Here is a 22,076-nt window from a genome sequence, read left to right as displayed (position 1 = left end):
TTGATCAATCGACCAGCGTGGCCTCAGCCAAACAGGGCGAAGCTTTCCGCATTCAGCCACATATGAACCAGGATACTGGCAGCGTAACCTAGCAAAATGACCGGCGACCACTTCAGGTGGCCCATGAACGTATAGGCGCCGCGCGCCTGGCCCATGACGGCTACGCCCGCCGCAGAGCCAATCGACAGCAGGCTGCCGCCGACCCCGGCAGTGAGGGTGATGAGCAACCAGTGCCCGTGTGACATGTCGGGCTCCATGGTCAGCACCGCAAACATGACCGGAATATTATCGACCACGGCAGAGACGACGCCGAGCACAATGTTGGCCGCCGTGGGGTTCCAGCCGAGATATAGGGCTTCCGAGAGCAGGCCAAGGTAGCCCATGAAGCCAAGTCCGCCCACACACATTACCACCCCGTAAAAGAACAGCAGCGTATCCCACTCGGCGCGCGCTACCCGGTTGAAGACATCGAACGGCACGACGCTGCCCAGCTGCTCCAGTTTCTTGTTGTCGCCCCGACGGCTGTAGCGCTCGCGCTTGCGCTCCAGCGAACGCGGCAGGCTGCGGCGCAGGTAATAGCCAAAAAACTGCAGATAGCCAAGGCCGGTCATCATGCCCAGCACCGGGGGGAGGTGCAGCAAGGTGTGACACAGCACCGCCGTGGTAATCGTCAGCAGGAAAAGCACCACGATGCGCCGCGCACCGCGCTTCATCCACACGTCTTCCTGGACGCTTTCCGGTTTCTTGTTGGGAATGAACAAGCTCATGATGACAGCGGGGATCAGGAAGTTGACCAGCGCCGGGAAGAACAGAATGAAGAAGTCCTGGAACGGTACGATGCCAGCCTGCCAGACCATCAGCGTCGTGATATCACCGAAGGGGCTGAAGGCACCGCCGGCATTGGCGGCGACCACGATGTTGATACATGCAACGTTGATGAAGCGCTTGTCACCCTCTGCCACTTTGGTCACCACCGCACACATAAGCAGGGCCGTGGTCAGGTTGTCGGCAATCGGTGAGAGCACGAACGCCAGGCCACCGGTCAACCAGAACAGCGACCGGTAGTTGAACCCCATGCGCAGCATCCACGAGCGCAACGCGTCAAAGACTCGACGCTCCTCCAGGGCATTGATATACGTCATGGCTACCAGCAGGAACAGCATCAGCTCGGTGAACTCCAGAAGCGTCACGCGGAAGGCGTGCTCAGACGCCTCCGACATGCCGTTCTGAACGTACACCCAGCCGATGAGGCTCCAGATGATACCGGCGGCGACCAGTACGGGCTTTGACTTGCGCATGTGGATTTTTTCTTCGGCCATGACCAACGAATAGGCCAGGACAAAAATACCCAGTGCGAAAAAGCCGACGACCGATTGGGTCAGATCCAGCTCACCTGTCACGGCGAGCACGGCGGGACTGAATACCAGCAGCAGGGCTGCCAACAAAAAAAGCCAGCGACGATCGAATCGTGGCTGGCATGGGGGTCGAAAACAAGGCATGACGATGCGTTTCCTTTCGGCAGATGTATAGGAAGGATTTGAAAGCCGCGTCAGTCTATCAGTCCGTATTGCGATGCAATACGTAATTAAAACGAATGAACCTAGCGGTTCTTAACCGCTAAAGATCATTTTTTAGCAAATTAATCGTTTAGGTAATAGTAACTTGGCGCATCTTGCGTTTTAGAAAGCGCCAATCACGCTAAAACTCAAGGTTAAGTACACTCCATAGCCGGCCAGTAATAGGCCGCCTTCAAGGCGCGAAAGCCGCATGCTGGTGTAGAGGAAGATCATCAGCACACCGGCGGCCCCAAGCATGACCCACTGGTCGAAAGCGGCGACCCGGTCGGCGATCGGCAGCGGCTGTAAAAACGCCGATATCCCAAGGATGCCGAGCAGGTTGAAGATATTGCTGCCCAGAATATTGCCCACGGCAACATCCGCATGCCGGCGCAGGGCCGCGATCACCGACACCGCCATTTCCGGCAGTGACGTGCCCACCGCCACGATCGTTAGGCCGATCACCGCTTCTGAAATACCCATCGCCTGGGCCAGGCCAATCGCACCGTAAAGCAGCAACTGAGAGCCCCCAATCAATAGCCCAAGGCCCAGGCCCAGTGCCATGACAATGCTTATAGTCGTCTTGGGGAGGGCAGTCACCTCATCCGCTTCTGCGGCGTGCATTTCGGCGGCGGGGATTATCTGCTGTCGTTCGCTCAGGTACGCCCAGATGAGATAGCTGATCAGCCCGGCCAGGAAAATACTCGCATCCAGGCGGCCCAGGGCGCCTCCAAAGGCCAAGCCGATAAACAGCACCGTGGCCGCCACCATGAACACACCGTCACGGCGCAGCGCCTGGGGCTGAACGGTCATCGGGCAGATCAGCGCACATAACCCCAGGATCAATAAAATATTGCCGATATTGCTGCCGACGATATTGCCCACGGCGATATCCGGTTGCTGGTTGATAGCAGCGTCTATCGAGACCACCAGTTCGGGTGCGGAGGTGCCGAACCCGACCACCACCAGCCCTGTTAGGAGGGGGGAAACCCCCATCCGCCGTGCCCCTGCTACGGCGCCCCGTATCAAGGCCTCGCCGCCCAGGGTCAGAAAGCTGATTCCCACCAATAAACTCAAGGCATACAGCATATTGTGTTCCTTACAGGGGGCGGGGCATCGTGCCCCGCTGGTGGTGAACAGTCGTTCAAAAGGTAATGGCCGCAGCCGTTTAATGGCATGCCGTCAGCGGCGGAGTGGAAAGGTTGGGTACAAGCGCAAGAGCGCCGGCAGTTCATTGCATACAAAGCGCGGTTCAATCCACTGGTCGAGGTGCTCGTCGACGTAGTGCAGGAAGCGCTGGGCGGACTGTGGTAGCCGCTGGTCATTGCGCACGATGAATTGCCAGTGGCTTTCAATGGGCAGCCCGTCAATGGGCAGCACCGCAAGCTCGGGATGTTCGTTGGGCAGCACGTGTTCCGATAATACGGCAACGCCCATCCTCGCCGCTACACCGACGCGGATCGCTTCGTTGCTGGCCATCTGCAGCGTCGTTTTCATGGCGAGCCCGTGTTCCTGCAGCCAGCTTTCCAGCAGCATGCGCGTGGCGGATCCCGGTTCGCGCAGTAACAGTCGCTCGTTGAGCAATTGCTCCATGGTAACCGACGGTTGCTGGGCCAGCGGGTGGCCGGCGGCGGCGATGGCGACCAGTGGATTACGCATGAAGCGTGCGGCCACCGCGTGAGAAAGCGCAGGCGGGTGGCTGAATACATACAGATCGTCCTCGTGGCGTTCGAAGCGCGCCAGCACCTGACGGCGGTTGCCGATATGCACGGTCACGTCCACCTCGGGAAATGCCTGGCTAAACGGGCCAAGCAGGCGCGGCAATACGTACTGGGCGGTATTCACCAGGGCAATGCTGAAACGTCCTTTGCTGCCCTGGTGAAGCGCCCTGAGCTGGTCGGCAAAGTCCTCGAAGCGGCCCAATACGTCGCAGCTGGCGTGATACAGCGCCTGACCGGTGGCGGTCATGGTCAAGCCCTGGGTGTGGTACTCCAGCAGCGGCCCGCCAACGGCTTCGCTCAACCGCTTGAGCTGTTGCGATACCGTCGGCTGCGTCAGGTGTAACTGCCGTGCGGCCTCGCTCACCGAGCCGCAGCGCACCACCGTGACGTAAACCTGAAGCAGTCTGAAGGTCAGCTGACGAATGTTCATGGCAGGGCTCGCTTGGCGCGTGAGAAGATCGGCATCTTTAATAGTATAGATAATTATCTATATAATTTTTTAAATATATGATTAGTTAACTTGCTGTCGCCATCGCAAGATGCAGCCTCTTTTAATGCTTGGGAGCTAGCGCGATGCCGGATATTGTGGTGATGTTTTTTCTGCTGGGGCTTGTTGCCGGGGCGGTAAAGTCGGATCTGGAAGTGCCCAAGGCCACCTACGACACCCTGAGCCTGCTGTTGATGCTGACCATTGGCTTGAAGGGCGGCATGGCGCTTTACGGTAACCTGCATTGGGGACTGGTGCCCGAGCTGTTGGGCGTGGCGCTGCTTTCGGCGCTGATACCGTTGATGCTGATGTCGGTGTTACGGCGCCTCGTACGCCTGTCCGCCGTCGACAGTGCCAGCATTGCCGCCCATTACGGCTCGGTGAGCGCAGGCACCTTTGCGGTCGCGCTCGCCTACGTGGAGGCGCGCGATCTGCTGGTGGGCAGCGAAGTCACGCTTTACCTGGTGGCGATGGAGCTGCCCGCGATCATGGTCGCCATCGCGCTGTTTAGGCGCTACCAGGGCGCCGCGGTCAAGGAGAGTACACGCAAGCTTTGGCATGAAACCCTGACCAATCGCGGCGTCATTCTGCTGGCGGGCGGTGTATTGATCGGTGCGCTTTATGGGCCTTTCCAGGGCGAGGAAGTCACTACGCTGTTTACCAGCGCGTTCAAGGGCGTGCTGGCGCTGTTCCTGCTGGAAATGGGCCTCACCGCTGCGCAAACGCTCAGGCCGATGCCCTGGCATCATTGGCGCCTGGTCACCTTTGCGCTGGTGACGCCGCCGTTGCTGTCGCTGCTTGGGATTCTGTTGGGCGCTGCCTTGGGGCTGCCGACCGGGTCGGTGGTGATACTGGCCGCGCTGGCCGCCAGTGCCTCCTATATTGCGGCACCTGCGGCCATGCGTGCCGCCATTCCCGAGGCCGACATCGGTCTGGCCATGCTGGCATCGCTGGGGATCACCTTCCCGCTCAACGTGACGCTGGGGATTCCTGTTTATCACGCCATCGTGGAGTATCTGCTTGGTTAGCGGGTCGTTGTGTCTGCTCAGGCCAGGTTCATCGAATAGAACGTCGTTGATAAATGAAATGTTATATTATACCTTATGCGTCTTAAAGTGACCCCCAACCAGCATAAGGAGCTATCGAACATGACGGCATTATCATCTAAAAGCTTGAGCGCAATCGCCTTGAGCGCTTTGATATTGGCGAGTACCCAAGGCGTCAGCGCCGATGAACACGACCATGAGCATGATCAAGACCATGCTCATCACGATCACGATCACGATCACGATCACGATCACGGCCACGACCATGGTCATGACCAAGATAGCGATATCTACGCCGGTTATTTTGATGATCACCAGGTTGAAGATCGCGACCTCACCGATTGGGAGGGCGATTGGCAATCCGTTTATCCGTACCTGAAAGACGGCACTCTGGACGAGGTGTTTGCACACAAGGCAGCGGAGGGTGACAAAACCGCCGAAGAATACAAAGCCTATTACGATACCGGGTACCAAACGGAGGTAGCGCGTATCGTCATTGACGGCAACAACGTCACCTTTTACGAGAACGGCGAGGAGATGTCAGGGGACTACCAGTACGATGGCTATGAGATTTTAACCTACCAGGCGGGCAATCGCGGGGTGCGGTTCATCTACGAACTCGAAGACGCGGCTGATGATAATCTGCCCCAATACATCCAGTTCAGCGATCACAGCATCTACCCCACCGATGCGCATCACTACCATCTCTACTGGGGGGATGACCGCGGCGCGCTGCTGGAAGAAGTCACCCACTGGCCGACGTACTACCCCTCGTCAATGAGCGGTCAGGAAATCGTCGAAGAAATGCTCTCGCACTAAAACGGCAGCGGACGAAGCAACACACCGTTTAGCCTGTTCGAGTGACGACAAAGCGCTGGCCAAAAGGGTAGCGCTTTGTTTTATGAGGACGGCAGACACAAAAAAAGCACCCGTAGGTGCTTGATTTGAAGGGATGTCTGGTGGAGGCGGCGGGAATTGAACCCGCGTCCGCCAGCACTCGCCCATTGGCTCTACATGCTTAGATTTCGTCTTTTGCTTTAGCGCGGCTGACTCCGACGATCAGGATTCAGTCACGCGAGTCTTCTAAGGTTTAACGATTGACGAGAAGACACCGTCAACCGCGATCCTATCATTTTTAGCTCGTATCCCCTCAGCGATGAATAGGCACATCGCCTTGGGGCCGGACAAGAAGCTACCAGCTTACGCTGCTAGCGCGCCCTGAGCATAGTTTTCGTCGTTTGCGACTATTTTTCGTGATGTGGTATTTACGAGATACATCACGCTCTCGGCATGCACCGCAGGGGTTGTCACCGGCGTCGAAACCATGTCGCCCCCTTAACTACGCGAGCATTCTAACGTGCTCACCCTTAATTGACCAGCTACGCCTTGTTATGTTCCCGCATGATTCGTCCTTTTTGGCGGTTCCAATCGCGATCCTTTTCCGTGGCGCGCTTGTCGTGGATCTTCTTGCCGGTCACCAGGGCGAGCTCGCATTTGACCTTGTTGCGCTTCCAGTAAAGCTTTAGCGGCACGCAGGTGTGGCCCTTGTCCTGGGTGACCGAGAACAGCTTGGCAATCTCCTTGCGATGCAGCAGCAATTTTCGCGTGCGCGTGGGGTCAGCGATTTCATGGGTGCTGGCGGTATTCAGCGGCATGATATGGCTACCCAGCAGCCAGGCTTCGCCGTTGCGAATCAGGATATAGGTGTCGGTGAGCTGGGCTTTACCCGCGCGAAGGCTTTTGACTTCCCATCCTGCCAGCGCAAGGCCTGCTTCGAAGGTTTCGTTGATGTGGTACTCGAAGCGTGCCTTCTTGTTCTGGGCAATGACGTTGCTGGTAGGGCCTTTGCTCTTCCCTTTTTTCGTGGCCATGAAACCTCATATTCGATCTGTCTGTGACACCCCCTTCGTTATATGGGGAGGCGTGATACCATTCAAGGTCTTAACTATGATACCCATGATACGCCTTGGGCACTGTGAAGTCAGCGGAGAGGTCAATGCCAACCGTCAATCGTTCCGCCTTGGTGCGGCACACCCCCAAACAAATGTTCGATCTGGTCAATGACTTCGAACGCTATCCAGAGTTTTTGCCGGGTTGTCGGCGTGCGCGCTTGCTCGAGCATGATGACGATCACCTGATCGGTGAAATGACCCTGGGGCGTGCAGGCGTCGAGCAGACGGTCACGACCCGTAACGACCTCTTCGCGCCGGAGCGTATCGAGATGTCGCTGGTCAGTGGCCCCTTCAAGCGTCTGACCGGCCGCTGGCAGTTTATCCCCATGGGCGACGGCGCCTGTAAGGTGAGCCTGCACATGGAGTTCGAGTTCGCCAACCGCCTGTTGGGCATGGCCTTCGGTAAATTGTTCCAGCAGATAGCCGGACAGCTTGTTGATGCGTTCACCCGGCGAGCTGACGAGCTTCATGGACGCTGACACCCACGCGGTCGAAGTGGCATTCGGCCTGCCGTATAAACAGCGCCTGGTCGCGCTGGATGTGCCACCGGGCACCACCGCTCGAGAGGCCGTGGCGCTTGCGGACCTACCTAACCTTTTTCCCGAATTGCCCCGTGACACCTTCGATGGGGCACCGCTGGGTATTTTTGGCCAGGCGCTGCGTGACCCGGCGCAATATATCCTTGCGCCGGGTGATCGGGTAGAGGTCTACCGGCCGCTGCTGATCGACCCCAAGGCCGCTCGCCGTGAACGCGCAAAGCGCCAGGCGAGCGGCACGGCCGATCAGAGCTGAGCGTCGGGTGAGAAGTTGGTGGGGCCAGGCGTCGGATTCTGTATGCGCTCGTTGGGGATAGTGTCGCCTGGCGCGACGGTATCCGTGGCCGGGCCGCCACCGCCTTCAACGTCGAGCGGAATATCCTCGGACAAGTCGCCTTCCCTGTCGATCTCGGCAAGCCTTCCCTGATTATCAAAGGTCAGCGTGACCCGGCGCTGCTCAACGCCTGCGTAGGCCTTGTCGAGTCGGAATACGTAGTCCCACTGGCGCGCATCGAAGGGGGCTTCGAGTAGCGGGCTGCCCATTACGTAGGTGACCTGTTCCTGAGTCATGCCCGGCTGCAGCTGATCGACCATGTCTTCGGTGACCAGATTGCCCTGGGGAATGTCGCGTTTGTACACGCCTACGTAGCTACAGCCGCTGATCACGACAATGGAAACGGAGAGCGCGATGATTCGAGTCAATTTTTGCATTTGAGCCTATTCTTCACTATCGTGGTTTCGGTCGATCATACCCGACCTAACCTGTTACTGCGAAGAGCAACCATGGCCGATCAGAACCATGAATTACGCAAAGCCGGGCTGAAAGTGACCCTGCCGCGTGTCAAAATCCTGCAGATTCTCGAAAATGCCTCGGGTCAGCACCACCTTAGCGCAGAAGAAGTGTATAAAACACTGATAGATGCGGGCGAAGATGTGGGGCTGGCGACCGTTTACCGTGTACTGACGCAGTTCGAGTCAGCCGGCCTTGTGATCCGTCACAATTTTGACGGTGGGCATGCCGTATTCGAGATGACGCAAGAAGACCATCATGACCACATGGTGTGTCTGGAAAGCGGTGAGATCGTCGAGTTTGTCGATGAGATCATCGAGCGCCGCCAGCAAGAAATTGCCGAAGAGCACGGCTACGAGTTGGTTGACCATGCCCTGGTGCTGTACGTGCGCCCCCGTGGGTCAGACATGACGCGCCAGGACAGCGGGCCTACTAACAAGAAGTAGGGTGCCTGCCAGTGCGACTGGTGTTGCAAGATTCGCCCCTGGGCTACCCGGCAGACCATGCCGAGTGGCCCAGGGGCGTTTTCATGTCTATCAGCACGACCTGCCTGGTCGTCAGTGCGGCTGCCGCTGACTGGCGTTGAGCATCTCCCGGGCGTGGGCGAGGGTCTGGTCGGATAGCTTGACGCCCCCCAGCATGCGGGCCAGCTCGCTTACCCGGCCGCTTTCATCCAGCAGTGCCATATGCGTAAGGGTGCTGTCGCGTTTGGCACGTTTTTCGATATGCAGGTGCTGATGTGCCTGGGCAGCGACCTGGGGCAGGTGGGTGACGGTCATGACCTGGCCGTTTTCGCCCAGCTTGCGCAGTAGCTGGCCGACGATTTCGGCAGTGGCGCCGGATACGCCGACGTCTACTTCGTCGAACACCAGGCTGGGAATTGTGGAGTGGGACGCGGCGACCACCTGAATGGCAAGGCTGATACGCGAAAGCTCACCGCCGGACGCTACCTTGGTGAGCGGTCGGGCAGGCTGGCCGGGGTTGGCGCTGATCAGGAAATGAACCTGGTCGAGGCCTTCCACCCCCGGGGTGTCGCGGGCGGTGACCTCAACCTCGAAACGTGCCTTGCCCATGGCCAAAAAGCTCAGCTGTTGCTGAACCTCCTTACCCAGCCGCACAGCGGCCTTCTGGCGTCCTTCGCTCAGCCGCTTGGCGTCGCGCCGATAGCGCTCGCGCAGCTCCGCCACCTGGGCGGCCAGGGCTTCGATATCGTTATCGCCACTCTCCAGTTCGGCGACTTCACGGCTCAGCTCGGCGTGCAGCGCGCAGACGTCCTCCGGCGCGACGTGGTGTTTGCGCGCGATGCGGTGCACGTCGGCCAGGCGCTCTTCCACCCACGCCAGCCGCTCGGGGTCGAGCTCGGTGGTGCTGGCGAGGCGGTGGAGTTCGCCAGCGGCCTCTTCGACCTGAATGCGTGCATCGCTGAGCATGGCGAGGGTATTGGCCAGCGTGCCCTTGTCGCTGCCGGGGAGGGCGCTTAGATGCGCGTGCGCCTGGTTGAGCAGCGACAGCGCACCGCCTTCGTCGCTGGCACAGCAATCGGCGGCGAACTGCGTTTCGCGCAGGGTTTCGTCGGCGTGAGCCAGGGTGTGCTGCTCGTCTTCCAGGGTTTGCAGCTCGCCCTCGGCCAGGGCCAGTTGATCGAGCTCTTCTACCTGATAGCGCAGCAGCTGGCGCTTGGCTTCCACCTCGCTGCCCGCTTCCTTGCGCTGCTTGAGGCGCCGGTTGGCGCTGCGCCATTCGCGATACGTCTCGGCCAGCTGCTGAGTGGTGTCGCGCAGTCCCGCGTAATCATCCAGCAGCGCCAGGTGAGTTTCCTCGCGCATTAACGCCTGATGGGCGTGCTGGCCGTGAATCTGCACCAGCCGCTCGCCGAGCGATTTCAGGTCGCTGATAGTGGCCGGCTGGCCATTGATCCACGCCTTGGAGCGGCCGTTGGCCGTCACCACCCGCCGCAGCAGGCATTCATCACAGGGCAGCTCGCGGCTGCTGAGCCATTCGCGGGCCGCCGGCAGGTGCTGGATGTCAAAGCGCGCCGCGAGGTCGGTGCGTTCGCTGCCGTGGCGCACGCTACCGGCGTCGGCGCGCTCGCCCAGGCAAAGGCCCAGGGCGCCCAGCAGGATCGACTTGCCGGCGCCGGTCTCGCCGGTAATGGCGGTCATGCCATGGGTCAGGTCGAGCTCTAGGTGCTCAACGATCGCGTAATCTCGAATAGCAAGCTGAGTCAGCATGGGGGCCTCCTGAGGCGCAGCGGAGCCAGCGTCGCCAGGGCGCTGGAGTATTGTTGTTTTATACAGTAGTCGAAAACGCGCTTCAATGCCCACTTGAGATGGCTTTCAAGATCCCCATATACCGTGCATAGCCAATTTGATTGCTACTTACTATTGGGCATTCGAACAGCCCCCCGAACGATGCAGGAGCAAGGCATGGCAAAAGAACCGCAAACCCCGTTGGATGACGAACTGGCTCGCCAAGAGCAAGAGGCCGAAACGCCGGAGCAGGCGTCGGAAGACCGTCTGGCCGAAGGCGAGCTGGAAGGCCTGATCAACGACGATGATGAAGCCGTCGTCGATCAAGTTGGTGACAGCGCCGAAGCTGACGCCCTGGCCGCCCAAGTGCAAGACCTGGAGCAGCGCCTGGCTGAAGCCAATGACCAGTCCATGCGGGCCGCTGCTGAAGCGCAGAACGTACGCCGGCGTGCCGAGCACGAAGCCGAAAAGGCGCGCAAATTTGCCCTGGAAAAGTTCGTCAAGGATCTGCTGCCGGTGGTCGACAGCCTGGAAAAGGCTCTCGAGTCGATGCAGGAAGACGCCTCCGAGGTGCATCGCGAAGGGGTCTCGATGACGCTGAAGATGCAGCTCGACGTGCTCAACAAGTTTGGTGTCGAGCGCATCGACCCGCAGGGCGAGCCCTTTGATCCCCAGGTTCACGAGGCCATGGCCATGGTGCCGAATCCCGAGGTCGAGCCCAACACCGTGATGGAAGTCATGCAGAAGGGCTACTCGCTGAACGGGCGCCTCGTTCGCCCCGCGATGGTCGTGGTCAGCCAGAAAGCGAGTGAGTCATAGGCGATCCGGGCATAAAAAGGCCTTGAAAACTTTCAGGTGGCCCCCAGATAAAGGGGCAACCCCGCGGGATAACCCGCAATCAGTTTGACGTAGTGAATCAACCGAATCCGAGGTTCTAAATTATGGGACGCATTATTGGCATTGATTTGGGCACCACCAACTCTTGTGTATCGGTGCTCGATGGAGACAGTGCAAAAGTTATCGAAAACGCCGAGGGTGGTCGTACCACGCCGTCCATCATCGCCTATACCGAAGACGGCGAGACGCTGGTCGGCCAGGCGGCAAAACGCCAGGCGGTGACCAACCCGGAAAACACCCTTTACGCCATCAAGCGTCTGATCGGCCGTCGTTTCAAGGACGACGTCGTACAGAAAGACATCAAGATGGTGCCGTACAAGATCACCGAAGCCGACAACGGCGATGCCTGGGTGGAAGTGAAAGGCCAGAAGATGGCGCCGCCGCAGGTCAGTGCGGAAGTGCTCAAGAAGATGAAGAAGACTGCGGAAGACTATCTCGGCGAAACCGTCACCGAGGCCGTCATCACCGTACCGGCCTACTTCAACGACAGCCAGCGTCAGGCCACCAAGGATGCGGGTCGTATCGCCGGTCTGGACGTCAAGCGCATCATCAACGAGCCGACCGCAGCGGCGCTCGCCTACGGCATGGACAAGTCGCGCGGTGACAAGACTATCGCGGTATACGACCTGGGTGGTGGTACCTTCGATATCTCGATCATCGAAGTGGCCGATGTCGACGGTGAAACCCAGTTCGAAGTGCTCGCGACCAACGGCGATACTTTCCTGGGCGGCGAAGACTTTGACCTGGCGTTGATCAACTACCTGGTCGACCAGTTCAAGTCTGACAGCGGTATCGACCTGTCCGGCGACAACCTGGCCATGCAGCGTCTGAAAGAAGCGGCCGAAAAAGCCAAGATCGAGCTGTCCAGCGCCCAGCAAACCGACGTTAACCTGCCGTACATCACGGCGGATAACACCGGGCCGAAGCACCTCAACGTCAAGGTCACTCGTGCCAAGCTGGAATCGCTGGTGGACGACCTGGTGCAGCGCTCGATGGAGCCGTGCAAGGTAGCGTTGAAAGATGCTGGTCTGTCGGCGTCTGAAATCGACGACGTGATCCTGGTCGGTGGTCAGACCCGCATGCCGCTGGTTCAGCAGAAAGCCGCTGAGTTCTTCGGCAAGGACGCACGCAAAGACGTGAACCCGGACGAAGCCGTGGCCGTCGGTGCAGCGATCCAGGGCGGCGTTCTGGGTGGTGACGTGAAAGACGTGCTGCTCCTCGACGTGACCCCGCTGACCCTGGGCATCGAAACTCTGGGTGGCGTCATGACGCCGCTGATCGAGAAGAACACCACCATCCCGACCAAGAAGACGCAAACCTTCTCCACGGCGGATGACAACCAGACGGCGGTGACCATCCATGCCGTTCAGGGTGAGCGCAAGCAAGTGTCGCAGAACAAGTCGCTGGGTCGTTTCGATCTTGCCGACATTCCGCCGGCGCCGCGCGGTGTGCCGCAGATCGAAGTGGCTTTTGACCTGGATGCCAACGGTATCCTCAACGTCTCGGCCAAGGACAAGGCGACCGGTAAAGAGCAGTCGATCGTCATCAAGGCGTCCAGTGGCCTGTCCGAGGAAGAAGTCGAACAGATGGTGCGCGATGCCGAAGCCCACGCCGACGAGGACAAGAAGTTCGAGGCGCTGGTGCAGCTGCGCAACCAGGCCGACGGCATGATTCACGCCACGCGCAAGACGCTGGAAGAAGCGGGTGACAAGGCCACCGATGACGAGAAGCAGTCCATCGAAACGGCCATCACCGAGCTGGAAGAAGCCACCAAAGGCGACGACCAAGAGCTTATCCAGCAAAAGCTCGACGCCTTGACCGAAGCCTCCGGCCAGCTGGCGCAGAAGATGTACGCCGAGCAGGCTGAAGGCGCCGAGCAGCCAGGCGAAGAGGGCGCTGAGCAGGCTAGCAAGCCCGAGGAAGACGTGGTTGACGCCGAGTACGAAGAAGTCAACGACGAGCAGAAGAAAAAGTAAGCCCTCTTTCTGCCAAGGAAAGCGGTGACGCGGGAGCTAACTCCCGCGTTGCTGTTTCCGCGGCCAACACGCACACAGTTAAATGTGCAGTTGCATGCATAGCTAACCAGGAGGCGTAGGACCCATGTCCCAGCGCGATTATTACGAAGTCCTGGGTGTCGAGAAAGGGGCTGATCAGAAAGAGATCAAGAAGGCCTACCGTCGCCTGGCGCAAAAGTATCACCCCGATCGAAACCCCGACGATGACACCGCGGCGGAAAAATTCCGTGAGGTATCGGAAGCCTACGAAGTCCTCACCGACAGCGAAAAACGCGCGGCCTACGACCAGTTCGGTCATGCCGGCGTCGACGGTCAGGGTGGTGGCTTTGGTGGCGGTGGTTTCGGCGGCGGTGGCGCCGGCGATTTCAGCGACATCTTCGGCGATGTGTTTGGCGATATCTTTGGTGGCGGCGGACGCCGGCGTGGCCCCAATGCGCCCGCACGCGGCTCCGATCTGCGCTATAACCTAGAGCTGGATCTGGAAAACGCGGTGGGAGGTACCACCGTCGATATCCGCGTGCCGCGTCATATCGAATGCGATCGCTGCGACGGCGGCGGTGCCGAGCCGGGGTCAAGCAAGGATACCTGCCCCACGTGCCACGGCCACGGCCAGGTGCGCATGCAGCAGGGCTTTTTCGCGGTTCAGCAGACCTGCCCCACGTGCCATGGCTCAGGTCAGCACATCAAGGTGCCGTGCCATAAGTGTAACGCTGAAGGGCGCGTGCGCGAGACCCGTACGCTGTCGGTGAAGATTCCGCCCGGCGTGGATACCGGCGACCGTATCCGTCTCAATGCGGAAGGCGAAAGCGGCATCAACGGTGGCCCGCCCGGCGACCTGTATGTCCAGGTGGCTATCAAGCCGCACCATATCTTCCAGCGCGACGGCAAGCACCTGCAGTGCGACGTGCCGATCAACTTCGTTGATGCCGCCCTCGGCGGCGAGCTGGAAGTGCCGACGCTCGACGGCCGTGTGAAGCTGAAGATTCCGCCCGAGACCCAGACCGGCAGGCTGTTCCGGCTGCGCGGTAAAGGCGTCAAGCCCGTGCGTGGCGGTACCCCGGGCGACCTGCTGTGCAAGGTCGTGGTGGAAACGCCGGTCAACCTCAACGACGAGCAGCAAGACCTCTTGCGTCAGCTGCAGAAGAGCCTGGACGGCACCAACAGCCACAGCCACTCGCCCAAGAAAACCGGCTTCTTCGACAGCGTGAAGAAGTTTTTTGAAGAGATGAAGCCGTAAGGCTCAGCGAGTGCCATTTAGCTAAGTGTTGGGTTCAAAAACCCCCGGTTCGTCCGGGGGTTTTTGCCGTTTGGGAAGAGTGATCGCCATGGATAACCGTCAGGAAAGACCCGTCAGGGGTATCTTGCTCAGGGTGCTGTCAGGGGCGCTGTTTACCGGCATGCTGGTGTGCATCAAGGCCGTCAGTGACGAGGTGCCGGTCGGGCAGTCGGTGTTTTATCGTTCGCTGTTTGCGCTCGTGCCCATCGTGGTGTTTCTGGTGCTGCGCCGGGAGTTTCCCGGCGGGCTGGCCACGCGTCGGCCGCTGGGGCATGCGCTGCGTTCCGGCTTGGGGGCTGCCGCCATGTTTGCCTCCTTTGCGGCGGTGGCACTGTTGCCCGTGGCGGAAACCACGCTGCTCGCGCAGCTGACGCCGGTGTTCATGGCTGTTGGCGGGGTGGTGTTGCTGGGCGAGCGCTTCTCGTTCTATCGCGCGGGCGCGCTGGGGTTGGCGCTGGCGGGGGTGGCCGTGCTGGTGCTGCCGGGGCTCGAAGCGAGCCGCGCGCATGGCCAGCTGGCCGGCTATGCGCTGGGCGGGCTGAGCGCACTGCTGACTGCCGGCGCGCTGCTGACCGTCAGGCGTATTTCACGCACCGAGACGGCAGCGTCCATCGCGTTCTACTTCATTCTGGTAGCGGCGCTGGCGGGGCTGGCAACCCTTCCGCTGGGCTGGGCATCGCTGACGCAGACAGCGTTTGCTCTGTTGGTGCTGTCGGGGTTGTTTGGCGGGGCGGCGCACATTGCGATGACGCTGGCGCTCCGCTACGCCGAAGCCTCGCGTCTGGCGCCTTATGAGTACATCGCACTGGTGTGGCCGGTGTTGGCGGACTGGCTACTGTTTGGCCTGCCGGTGTCCAGCGGCTTTATATTGGCCCTGCCGCTGCTGCTTGGCGGGGTGGGGCTGGCGACCCTGGAAGGCCGCCGTGCTAAACGGCTTCTTCGACAATAAGCTGAGGACGGCCCCTTGAGCACGGCTCGATGCGCGCTTCCACGCGGTAGACCTGGCGCAACAGCGCCGGGGTTATCACCTCGGCGGTATCGCCGCAGGCTATCAGGCGACCGTTTTCCAGCATCATGGCGGCATCGGCGAAGCGCAGCGCGTGTCCCAGATCGTGCAGGGCGACCATGATCAGCATGTTGCGTTCGTCGGCCAGGCGCCTGAGTACGCCCAGCAGGTTGATCTGCCGGTTGAGATCCAGCGCCGAGGTGGGCTCGTCCAGCATCAGGATCTCGGGTTCCTGAACCAGCGCCTGGGCGGCGCTCACCAGCTGGCGCTGCCCGCCGCTGAGGTCGCCGATATCGCGCTCGCCAAGCCCAGTAATGTTCAATTCCTCGAGCGCGCGGTCCACCTGGGCCAGGTCGTCGGGCTGCACTTTCAGGCTACGCCCCTGCATGCGCGCCAGCAGCACCGACTCATACACCGTGAGCACCGCTCTTGCGCCGGTTTCCTGGGGCATGTAGGCCACCGGGCGCTCGACGCTGGTGCCGCTGATAACCACGTCGCCGTCGCCTTTCAGCAGGCCGAGAATGCGCCGGAACAGCGTTGACTTGCCGGCGGCGTTAGGCCCCAGCAGGGCGACCACCTGCCCGCCCTGAAAGCACGGCGTGGTGATGTCCTCGATGATGGATTGACGCCCGTAGCGAGCGGAAACGCGATTCAGCTGTAGGGTTACCATGAGGCCTTCTTGTGGTTGAGCACGAGGAACAGAAAGAAGGGAATGCCCACGAGCGAGGTAATGATGCCGATGGGAATAATGGTGCCCGGAATGATGATCTTGGAAATCACCGAGCCCACCGACAGGATCAGTGCGCCACACAGCGCCGAGCCGGGCAGGAAGAAGCGCTGATCCTCGCCGAGCAGAATGCGTGCAATGTGCGGCCCGACGAGGCCGATAAAGCCGATGGTGCCGACAAACGCGACGGCAATTGCGGCGAGCAGCGACACCAGCACCAGCACTTCCAGGCGCAGCGCGCGGGGGTTCACGCCCATGCTTTCGGCCTTGGCATCGCCTAGTCGCATGGCGGTGAGCGCCCAGCCGTGACGTGCCAGCAGCGGCATCACCATGGCCAGGATGCTCAGCGCGATCCAGAATTTCGGCCAGGTCGCCTTGGTCAGGCTGCCCATGGTCCAGAACACCACCGCCGCCACGGCCTGCTGGCTGGCGAAAAACTGGATCAGCGCCATCAGCGAGTTGAAGATGAACACCATGGCGATACCCAGCAGCACGATGGTTTCCACTGTCACCCCGCGCTTGAGGCTCAGGGCGTGAATCAGAAAGGCGGTGACCATGGCCATCAGGAACGCATTGATGGGTATTACGTACTCGATGGCGGCGGGGATGATGGCCACACCAAACGCCAGTCCCAGAGCGGCGCCAAAGCTGGCGCCCGCCGAAATACCCAGGGTGAACGGGCTGGCCAGCGGGTTGCTCAGGATGGTTTGCATCTGCGCCCCAGCCACCGAGAGGCTGGCGCCTACCACCAGCGCCATCAGGGCCACCGGCATGCGAATTTCCCAGAGGATGACGCGTGCCTGCTGGCTGACGCTGTCAGGGGTAAACAGCGCGGCCATGACCTCGCCCAGGCTATAACGCGCCGGTCCCAGAGCAAGATCGACACACAGGCTGAAGAAGAGCGCAACGACCAGTACCGCCAGAATCATCTGGCGGCGGAAGACCTGGCTGCGATAGAAGGCGCGCCCCTGGGAGTCGGGCGCGGCCGTCATGGTGTCACTCGTCATTCAATGAGATCCAGTAGCCGGGTTCGTAGTCGATGGGCAAGAAGCGCTCGTGCAGCTCACGCATGGTGGCTTCCGGGTCGAGGTCTTCAAACAGCTCGGGGTGCAGCCACTTGGCCAGCTGTTGAACCGCCACGAAATAGTAGGGACTGTTGTAGAACTGATGCCAGATGGCGTGGACGTTGTCTGATTCGACCGCGCGAATCCCGGTCATGGCCGTGCGTTCGGTAAGGGCCTCGAGCTTTGCGCGGGCTTTATCCATGTCCGCGCCCGGGCCCATGCCGACCCAGTCGCCGCCGGGCACATAGGCGTCCCAGTTGCCGCCGGTGACCACCACGTGTTCTGGGTCGGCGGCAATGATCTGTTCAGGGTTCAGGTTGCCGAAGCTATTGGGGATAATGCCCTCGGCGATATTGCGCCCGCCCGCCAGGGTGACATATTCGCCAAAATTGGCCGGGCCGAAGCTCATGCAGCACTCGTCGGAGTAGCCGCCCGCCCGGTCGATAAAGACGCTGGGGCGTTCAGGGTCGGCGTCTTCGATAACGTCGGTGACCCGCGTCATCTGCGCTTCGGCAAAGTCGATAAACGTCTCGGCGGCGGCTTCATCACCCATCAGCTGGCCGATGATGCGCATGGACGGGATGGTGTGCGCGATAGGGTCTTCGCGGAAATCCACATAGACGATGGGAATATCCAGCTCGGCCAGCTTGTCGTCGTAGCCGGCATCTTCGGTGGCCGCCTTGGCTTCGATATTCATCAGCACGACGTCCGGCGTGAGGGACGCTGCCTGCTCGACATCGAAGGTGCCGTCCTTGAAGCCGCCGAAGGTGGGCAGGTCTTCGATTTCCGGGAAACGCTCGGCGTAGCGCGCATAGTTATCGGGGTCCGCCTGGGAAAAGTCTTCCCGCCAGCCCACTACATGGTCAAAGGGGGCCTCGGGTTCCAGCAGGCCCAGCAGATAAATTTGCCGACCTTCGCCCAGGATCACCCGTTCAGCCGGGGCGTCCAGGGTAACCTGGCGACCGGTAACGTCGGTGACGGTGATATCGTCGGCGACAGCGGCGCTGCAGCTCAAGGCGGCGAGTGCGCCCAGTAACAGTTTGGAAACGTGGCTAGCCATAAATCCCTTTCCCTTCATCAACCGGTTAAGTAACAAGTGGTGGAGTCGCACAGGGGTGCCCAGCGGAGGAGTGGGCGGGTAACAAAACCTGTTGTGCGTATAATTCGCATTCTCAGAAGGCGCTATTATTGCCGAAACGCCGCCGCCTGTCGATACGTCTCGCCATGGGATTGGGGGTCGCCCAAGCACGCCGTTGAACGCGCTGTTGCGGCCAGCGACCATTCGTTGCTTGGCGCCGGGCATTGCGCGCATTACGCTAGTGGGTACTAACTCGCTACCGACGCGGAGACGCCCCATGCCTTTATCCCGTGCTGAAATCGCCACGCCCTCCGGTGAACGCCTGATGAAACGCCTGTGCAACCACTGGTCGCACAAGTTTGACGTTGAACGCTCGGGGCAAGAGGCAAGAATTGCCTTTGTCACGGGCACCTGCCTGATGCGCGCCGATGCGGCGTCGCTGGCGGTGGCGATCGAGACCCTGGAAGAAGAGCACCTGGATGAACTGGAGGGCGTCGTGGAGCGCCATCTGGTGCGGATGGCCGGCGATGAAGAACTGGTCATCGTCTGGGAGAACTAACCGCCTCCGACGGCGCGGATTCCCGCCGCGCGTCTGCTATAATCGCGGCCACGTTAGATACCCACTTTGATGCTGAAAAACGCAAGCGCAGGAGTTTCGATGACCCGAGTTGCCATTGTAGGCGTCGCCGGCCGGATGGGCCGCACGCTGGTAAATGCTGTTGAACAAGAGACGGATGCGACCCTGGCGGGCGGTATTGTGGAGCCGGGCAGTTCCTTGGTTGGCGCTGATGTCGGCGAGCTGGCGGGCATTGGCAAGCGCGGCGTGGCGGCGGTGGATGACCTGAGCGATATCGTCGACGATTTTGACGTGCTGATCGATTTCACCGCCCCTCAGGTGACGCTTGCCAACCTGGCGTTTTGCGCCGCGCATGGCAAGCGCATCGTGATAGGCACCACGGGCATGAACGATGACGAGCTGGCTCAACTGGATAGCTTCCGCGATCGCGTTGCCATGGTGTTCGCGCCGAACATGAGTGTGGGCGTGAACCTGACGCTCAAGCTATTGGAAACCGCCGCCAAAGCGCTGGGCGATGAGGGGTACGACATCGAGGTGATCGAGTCCCATCACCGGCACAAGGTCGATTCACCTTCCGGCACGGCAATTAAGATGGGCGAAGTGGTTGCGGCAAGCCTGGATCGCACGCTCAAGGAGCACGGTGTGTTCGAGCGGGTGGGGCAGTGTGGTCCGCGCCGTGATAAAGAGATCGGTTTCGCCACCGTGCGGGCAGGCGATATCGTCGGCGAGCACACGGTCATGTTTGCCACCGAAGGCGAGCGCATCGAAATCACCCACAAAGCCTCAAGCCGGATGACCTTTGCCAAGGGTGCCGTGCGCGCGGCGCGCTGGGTCACGGGAAAAGAGAACGGCCGATACGATATGCAGGATGTATTGGGGCTTATTTAGCAGGCTGGGGCAGGGATAAATGATGAAGCCGTTGTGCCTTGATGACGTTACAGAATACGTGTCTGAAAATATTGGGTCTTTTCATCAAAAGCGGATTGATCGCCTTGCCCGGCTCAAGCTCAAGGATGTGTTGAAGCGAAAAAACCCTTACTTGTTTAAAGCCAAAAATGTTCAAACGGCTGAGCAGATCGTTCGAGGAATTCTGGAAGCTCATATTTCATCGAATGAGGAGACGCTGTTTGGTGATTGGCTTGAAGGCTTGGCCATCTTCATCAATGGGCAGACATACGGTGGATGGAAGTCAGGTATTACCGGCGTGGACCTCGAGTTTGACCATGATGGACGCCGCTATATTGTGGCCATCAAATCAGGCCCTAATTGGGGTAACAGTTCGCAGATTGGCCAGATGAAAGCTAATTTCAAGACGGCTCAGAGAACATTGAGAACCAGCCAGTCGGGGCTGAACATCATGGCGGTGAACGGTTGCTGTTACGGAAGGGATAATCATCCGGACAAGGGTGACTACGTTAAGTATTGCGGCCAACGGTTTTGGGAGTTCATCTCTGGCAACGCTGACCTGTATGTTGAACTGATAGAGCCGCTGGGCAGCAAGGCGCGCGAACGCAACGACGAGTTTCAGGTATCCTACAGCCGCATGGTGAACAAGTTTACCCAAGAGTTCATTGCGGAGTTCTGCACGGAAAGCGGTGATATCGACTGGGCACGGTTGATAAAACTGAATTCATCCTTGGCGGGATAGGGAGGGATGCCCCTCCCGACGTTAAAACAGGGATAGCGTGGGTTGAGCGACTTTTTGCTGACGTTCGAAGGCCTGGCGCCACTCGTAGTGAGAGGTTTCACGATATCGGGAAAATTTAAAATCATCAGGCGGTGCCGTCGCCTGATTGTCGAGCAGATCCTTGATCAGCTTGCCCACGGCATATCCCAGGCTGGCAGGTACCGCGTTACCTACCTGCTTGTACTGCTGAACCAATGGCCCGGCCAGCTGCCAGGAATCGGGAAATTCCTGGAGTCTCTTGTATTCTTCTATTGATAGAGGGCGATTTTCTTCCGGGTGTGCCAGATCCGTAGCGGGCATGGCCGGGTGGGTCACAAGAGTCGGCGCCGGTTTGTCCCAGCTCAATCGCCTCAAGAAACCGGTTTTACCACCGCCCGAGAAGAAAGACTTTCCTAATGCCTCCTGTTGCATGGCGGTGGGTAGCGCGCGCCAGTTTTGCCCGGCCTGGAGGTGCCGATAATACTTTAGGCGTTTTTCCGGAAAATGGAGGTGCGTATGGGTCTTCAAGCCAGCCACCGCCTCTCTGAAGGTTTTCCACCTGGGCAGTCCATGGGTGCCCTCTTGAGCATGGGTTGGCTGGAGGAAAGGGGCGGGGTTGCCATCCCGTGAGCAGATGATGATGACCCGTTCCCGGGTTTGCGGCGTGCCAAAATTGGCAGCGTTATAGAGGTTGAAGGTGCAGGCGTACCCGGCCTTTTTCAGTAAGCACAAGACGAAATTGAGCGCACCGCCTTTCATTTCATCCAGCGAAAGGTCGGGAAACCCTGGGCCGCGTTGGTTGTGGGGCCTGTGATCCATGGGGCATGAAAGCAGTCCGCGTACGTTCTCAATGACGAGATAGCGTGGCTGCAGCTCGATAGCTAGATTGATAAATGCGAGAAAAGCGTTGCCGCGATCATCATTGAAAGCCTTGCGCTTGCCTGCGGTGCTGAAGGCCTGACAGGGTGGGCCGCCCACCATCAGGTCAACGCTTGCGGTGCCTAGCTGTGCAGCCTCGACAATTTGCGATGCCGAATAAGCATGAATATCCCCAAGCAAGGCGGTGTTAGGGCGATTGAGTAATATTGTCTCGCGGCAGTATTTGTCGAATTCGCAAGCCAGGCGTATGTCGAATCCCGCTTTTTCAATGCCCTGGTCAAGGCCCATTGCGCCTGAAAAAAAACTCAGCGCGACAGGCTTGTCCACACTGCCGGCAGTGTCGAAGTAGGCTGGGTGATCCTCGGCGACAGCGTGCCCAGCTCTGGTTTTGTAATGTGCAACGCTTTCAGCATCGACCGCCCAGGTATTGCCGATTCTGTCTGCCTTGAGTGTTTTTTGTCGACACAGGCGGCGGGTGTATTGGGGGCTTACTTGAAGCGCTGCAGCGGCATCGTCGATGCTGATAGGGGTACCCATGACCAGTTTCCTTTGCG

At 59.7% G+C, this 22,076-nt stretch carries 22 protein-coding genes and 1 other RNA gene; 12 read left to right on the top strand and 11 right to left on the bottom strand.

Features of this window, described 5'->3' with window-relative positions; translation table 11 throughout:
* Window positions 1-23: 23 nt before the first annotated feature.
* From nhaD to QC815_RS09130, 3 genes are all read right to left on the bottom strand, one after another.
* Entirely contained in the window at window positions 24-1,499 is a 1,476-nt protein-coding gene (gene nhaD / locus QC815_RS09140) for a sodium:proton antiporter NhaD (protein WP_230447762.1), read from the bottom strand.
* A gap of 180 nt (window positions 1,500-1,679) precedes the next feature.
* On the bottom strand, window positions 1,680-2,645 hold the full coding sequence (locus tag QC815_RS09135) for a calcium/sodium antiporter (RefSeq protein ID WP_309768135.1): 966 nt from the start codon (window positions 2,643-2,645) through the stop codon (window positions 1,680-1,682).
* A gap of 93 nt (window positions 2,646-2,738) precedes the next feature.
* Window positions 2,739-3,707: a LysR family transcriptional regulator gene (locus QC815_RS09130; RefSeq protein ID WP_230447764.1), complete on the bottom strand. Its 969-nt coding sequence runs from the start codon at window positions 3,705-3,707 to the stop codon at window positions 2,739-2,741.
* A 143-nt stretch (window positions 3,708-3,850) separates the two neighbouring features.
* Here QC815_RS09130 and QC815_RS09125 point away from each other — a divergent pair, with 143 nt between their 5' ends.
* Complete coding sequence (locus QC815_RS09125; protein WP_309768133.1) at window positions 3,851-4,792, top strand: sodium-dependent bicarbonate transport family permease; 942 nt, start codon at window positions 3,851-3,853, stop codon at window positions 4,790-4,792.
* A 120-nt stretch (window positions 4,793-4,912) separates the two neighbouring features.
* Window positions 4,913-5,629: a metal-binding protein ZinT gene (locus QC815_RS09120; RefSeq protein WP_309768131.1), complete on the top strand. Its 717-nt coding sequence runs from the start codon at window positions 4,913-4,915 to the stop codon at window positions 5,627-5,629.
* A gap of 138 nt (window positions 5,630-5,767) precedes the next feature.
* Here the strand turns inward: QC815_RS09120 and ssrA are convergent.
* Window positions 5,768-6,145: a transfer-messenger RNA gene (gene ssrA, locus QC815_RS09115) on the bottom strand.
* A gap of 44 nt (window positions 6,146-6,189) precedes the next feature.
* Complete coding sequence (smpB, locus tag QC815_RS09110; RefSeq protein WP_230447767.1) at window positions 6,190-6,681, bottom strand: SsrA-binding protein SmpB; 492 nt, start codon at window positions 6,679-6,681, stop codon at window positions 6,190-6,192.
* 125 nt (window positions 6,682-6,806) lie between these two features.
* Between smpB and QC815_RS09105 the strand changes: the two genes are divergently transcribed.
* Both QC815_RS09105 and QC815_RS09100 read left to right on the top strand, forming a co-directional pair.
* Entirely contained in the window at window positions 6,807-7,241 is a 435-nt protein-coding gene (locus QC815_RS09105; protein ID WP_230447768.1) for a type II toxin-antitoxin system RatA family toxin, read from the top strand.
* Window positions 7,231-7,554 (top strand): RnfH family protein, encoded by a 324-nt coding sequence (locus tag QC815_RS09100; protein ID WP_230447769.1) that lies wholly within the window; start codon window positions 7,231-7,233, stop codon window positions 7,552-7,554. The genes QC815_RS09105 and QC815_RS09100 overlap by 11 nt, the downstream gene beginning before the upstream one ends.
* On the opposite strand, the gene bamE is transcribed toward QC815_RS09100, so the two are convergent.
* Window positions 7,545-8,009 carry an outer membrane protein assembly factor BamE gene (gene bamE, locus QC815_RS09095; protein WP_230447770.1) on the bottom strand — a complete coding sequence of 155 codons (465 nt, stop codon included), beginning with the start codon at window positions 8,007-8,009 and terminating at the stop codon, window positions 7,545-7,547. The two genes, QC815_RS09100 and bamE, sit on opposite strands and share 10 nt — an antisense overlap.
* 72 nt (window positions 8,010-8,081) lie before the next feature.
* On the opposite strand from bamE, the gene fur reads away from it, so the two are divergent.
* The gene (gene fur, locus QC815_RS09090; protein WP_230447771.1) at window positions 8,082-8,534 is read left to right on the top strand and encodes a ferric iron uptake transcriptional regulator; all 453 of its coding nucleotides are present in this window, start codon (window positions 8,082-8,084) and stop codon (window positions 8,532-8,534) included.
* Window positions 8,535-8,645: 111 nt separating this feature from the next.
* On the opposite strand, the gene recN is transcribed toward fur, so the two are convergent.
* Window positions 8,646-10,319 (bottom strand): DNA repair protein RecN, encoded by a 1,674-nt coding sequence (recN, locus tag QC815_RS09085; protein WP_230447772.1) that lies wholly within the window; start codon window positions 10,317-10,319, stop codon window positions 8,646-8,648.
* 195 nt (window positions 10,320-10,514) lie between these two features.
* Here recN and grpE point away from each other — a divergent pair, with 195 nt between their 5' ends.
* From grpE to QC815_RS09065, 4 genes are all read left to right on the top strand, one after another.
* Window positions 10,515-11,156, top strand: coding sequence for a nucleotide exchange factor GrpE (grpE, locus tag QC815_RS09080; protein WP_230447773.1), 642 nt, complete (start codon window positions 10,515-10,517; stop codon window positions 11,154-11,156).
* Window positions 11,157-11,278: 122 nt separating this feature from the next.
* Complete coding sequence (dnaK, locus tag QC815_RS09075) at window positions 11,279-13,210, top strand: molecular chaperone DnaK (RefSeq protein ID WP_230447774.1); 1,932 nt, start codon at window positions 11,279-11,281, stop codon at window positions 13,208-13,210.
* Window positions 13,211-13,334: 124 nt separating this feature from the next.
* The gene (gene dnaJ / locus QC815_RS09070; protein ID WP_230447775.1) at window positions 13,335-14,486 is read left to right on the top strand and encodes a molecular chaperone DnaJ; all 1,152 of its coding nucleotides are present in this window, start codon (window positions 13,335-13,337) and stop codon (window positions 14,484-14,486) included.
* An 88-nt stretch (window positions 14,487-14,574) separates the two neighbouring features.
* Complete coding sequence (locus QC815_RS09065; protein WP_230447776.1) at window positions 14,575-15,474, top strand: DMT family transporter; 900 nt, start codon at window positions 14,575-14,577, stop codon at window positions 15,472-15,474.
* On the opposite strand, the gene QC815_RS09060 is transcribed toward QC815_RS09065, so the two are convergent.
* From QC815_RS09060 to QC815_RS09050, 3 genes are read right to left on the bottom strand one after another with little or no spacing between them, the layout of a single operon-like run.
* The gene (locus QC815_RS09060) at window positions 15,452-16,201 is read right to left on the bottom strand and encodes an ABC transporter ATP-binding protein (protein WP_230447777.1); all 750 of its coding nucleotides are present in this window, start codon (window positions 16,199-16,201) and stop codon (window positions 15,452-15,454) included. The genes QC815_RS09065 and QC815_RS09060 overlap by 23 nt on opposite strands.
* Window positions 16,195-17,265: a FecCD family ABC transporter permease gene (locus QC815_RS09055; RefSeq protein ID WP_230447778.1), complete on the bottom strand. Its 1,071-nt coding sequence runs from the start codon at window positions 17,263-17,265 to the stop codon at window positions 16,195-16,197. The genes QC815_RS09060 and QC815_RS09055 overlap by 7 nt, the downstream gene beginning before the upstream one ends.
* Complete coding sequence (locus QC815_RS09050; protein ID WP_309768123.1) at window positions 17,255-18,382, bottom strand: ABC transporter substrate-binding protein; 1,128 nt, start codon at window positions 18,380-18,382, stop codon at window positions 17,255-17,257. Before QC815_RS09050 ends, QC815_RS09055 begins: the two co-directional genes overlap by 11 nt.
* Before the next feature lie 295 nt (window positions 18,383-18,677).
* Here QC815_RS09050 and QC815_RS09045 point away from each other — a divergent pair, with 295 nt between their 5' ends.
* From QC815_RS09045 to QC815_RS09035, 3 genes are all read left to right on the top strand, one after another.
* Window positions 18,678-18,959, top strand: a complete 282-nt coding sequence (locus tag QC815_RS09045) for a DUF2218 domain-containing protein (protein ID WP_230447780.1) — start codon at window positions 18,678-18,680, stop codon at window positions 18,957-18,959.
* 99 nt (window positions 18,960-19,058) lie between these two features.
* On the top strand, window positions 19,059-19,865 hold the full coding sequence (dapB, locus tag QC815_RS09040; protein ID WP_309768121.1) for a 4-hydroxy-tetrahydrodipicolinate reductase: 807 nt from the start codon (window positions 19,059-19,061) through the stop codon (window positions 19,863-19,865).
* Between the two features lie 19 nt (window positions 19,866-19,884).
* Window positions 19,885-20,625 carry a PmeII family type II restriction endonuclease gene (locus QC815_RS09035; protein WP_309768119.1) on the top strand — a complete coding sequence of 247 codons (741 nt, stop codon included), beginning with the start codon at window positions 19,885-19,887 and terminating at the stop codon, window positions 20,623-20,625.
* A gap of 21 nt (window positions 20,626-20,646) precedes the next feature.
* Here QC815_RS09035 and QC815_RS09030 read toward each other — a convergent pair whose 3' ends face one another.
* Window positions 20,647-22,059: a DNA cytosine methyltransferase gene (locus QC815_RS09030; protein ID WP_309768117.1), complete on the bottom strand. Its 1,413-nt coding sequence runs from the start codon at window positions 22,057-22,059 to the stop codon at window positions 20,647-20,649.
* Window positions 22,060-22,076: the final 17 nt, after the last annotated feature.

Origin of the sequence: Vreelandella gomseomensis, from assembly GCF_031451645.1 — a bacterium.
Lineage (GTDB): Bacteria > Pseudomonadota > Gammaproteobacteria > Pseudomonadales > Halomonadaceae > Vreelandella > Vreelandella gomseomensis.
The sequence above is the reverse complement of the archived record's forward strand: the minus strand, read 5'-3'. Positions and strand labels throughout refer to the sequence as shown.

Excerpts from the sequence above, each read along its gene's own strand:
- bamE (WP_230447770.1), bottom strand. The coding sequence starts at position 8,009 with ATGCAAAAATTGACTCGAATCATCGCGCTCTCCGTTTCCATTGTCGTG.
- dnaK (WP_230447774.1), top strand. The coding sequence starts at position 11,279 with ATGGGACGCATTATTGGCATTGATTTGGGCACCACCAACTCTTGTGTA.
- QC815_RS09135 (WP_309768135.1), bottom strand. The coding sequence starts at position 2,645 with ATGCTGTATGCCTTGAGTTTATTGGTGGGAATCAGCTTTCTGACCCTG.
- dnaJ (WP_230447775.1), top strand. The coding sequence starts at position 13,335 with ATGTCCCAGCGCGATTATTACGAAGTCCTGGGTGTCGAGAAAGGGGCT.
- QC815_RS09035 (WP_309768119.1), top strand. The coding sequence starts at position 19,885 with ATGATGAAGCCGTTGTGCCTTGATGACGTTACAGAATACGTGTCTGAA.
- QC815_RS09130 (WP_230447764.1), bottom strand. The coding sequence starts at position 3,707 with ATGAACATTCGTCAGCTGACCTTCAGACTGCTTCAGGTTTACGTCACG.
- QC815_RS09105 (WP_230447768.1), top strand. The coding sequence starts at position 6,807 with ATGCCAACCGTCAATCGTTCCGCCTTGGTGCGGCACACCCCCAAACAA.
- QC815_RS09050 (WP_309768123.1), bottom strand. The coding sequence starts at position 18,382 with ATGGCTAGCCACGTTTCCAAACTGTTACTGGGCGCACTCGCCGCCTTG.
- nhaD (WP_230447762.1), bottom strand. The coding sequence starts at position 1,499 with ATGCCTTGTTTTCGACCCCCATGCCAGCCACGATTCGATCGTCGCTGG.
- grpE (WP_230447773.1), top strand. The coding sequence starts at position 10,515 with ATGGCAAAAGAACCGCAAACCCCGTTGGATGACGAACTGGCTCGCCAA.
- QC815_RS09100 (WP_230447769.1), top strand. The coding sequence starts at position 7,231 with ATGGACGCTGACACCCACGCGGTCGAAGTGGCATTCGGCCTGCCGTAT.
- QC815_RS09065 (WP_230447776.1), top strand. The coding sequence starts at position 14,575 with ATGGATAACCGTCAGGAAAGACCCGTCAGGGGTATCTTGCTCAGGGTG.
- dapB (WP_309768121.1), top strand. The coding sequence starts at position 19,059 with ATGACCCGAGTTGCCATTGTAGGCGTCGCCGGCCGGATGGGCCGCACG.
- recN (WP_230447772.1), bottom strand. The coding sequence starts at position 10,319 with ATGCTGACTCAGCTTGCTATTCGAGATTACGCGATCGTTGAGCACCTA.
- QC815_RS09030 (WP_309768117.1), bottom strand. The coding sequence starts at position 22,059 with ATGGGTACCCCTATCAGCATCGACGATGCCGCTGCAGCGCTTCAAGTA.
- QC815_RS09125 (WP_309768133.1), top strand. The coding sequence starts at position 3,851 with ATGCCGGATATTGTGGTGATGTTTTTTCTGCTGGGGCTTGTTGCCGGG.
- QC815_RS09055 (WP_230447778.1), bottom strand. The coding sequence starts at position 17,265 with ATGACGAGTGACACCATGACGGCCGCGCCCGACTCCCAGGGGCGCGCC.
- fur (WP_230447771.1), top strand. The coding sequence starts at position 8,082 with ATGGCCGATCAGAACCATGAATTACGCAAAGCCGGGCTGAAAGTGACC.
- smpB (WP_230447767.1), bottom strand. The coding sequence starts at position 6,681 with ATGGCCACGAAAAAAGGGAAGAGCAAAGGCCCTACCAGCAACGTCATT.
- QC815_RS09060 (WP_230447777.1), bottom strand. The coding sequence starts at position 16,201 with ATGGTAACCCTACAGCTGAATCGCGTTTCCGCTCGCTACGGGCGTCAA.
- QC815_RS09045 (WP_230447780.1), top strand. The coding sequence starts at position 18,678 with ATGCCTTTATCCCGTGCTGAAATCGCCACGCCCTCCGGTGAACGCCTG.
- QC815_RS09120 (WP_309768131.1), top strand. The coding sequence starts at position 4,913 with ATGACGGCATTATCATCTAAAAGCTTGAGCGCAATCGCCTTGAGCGCT.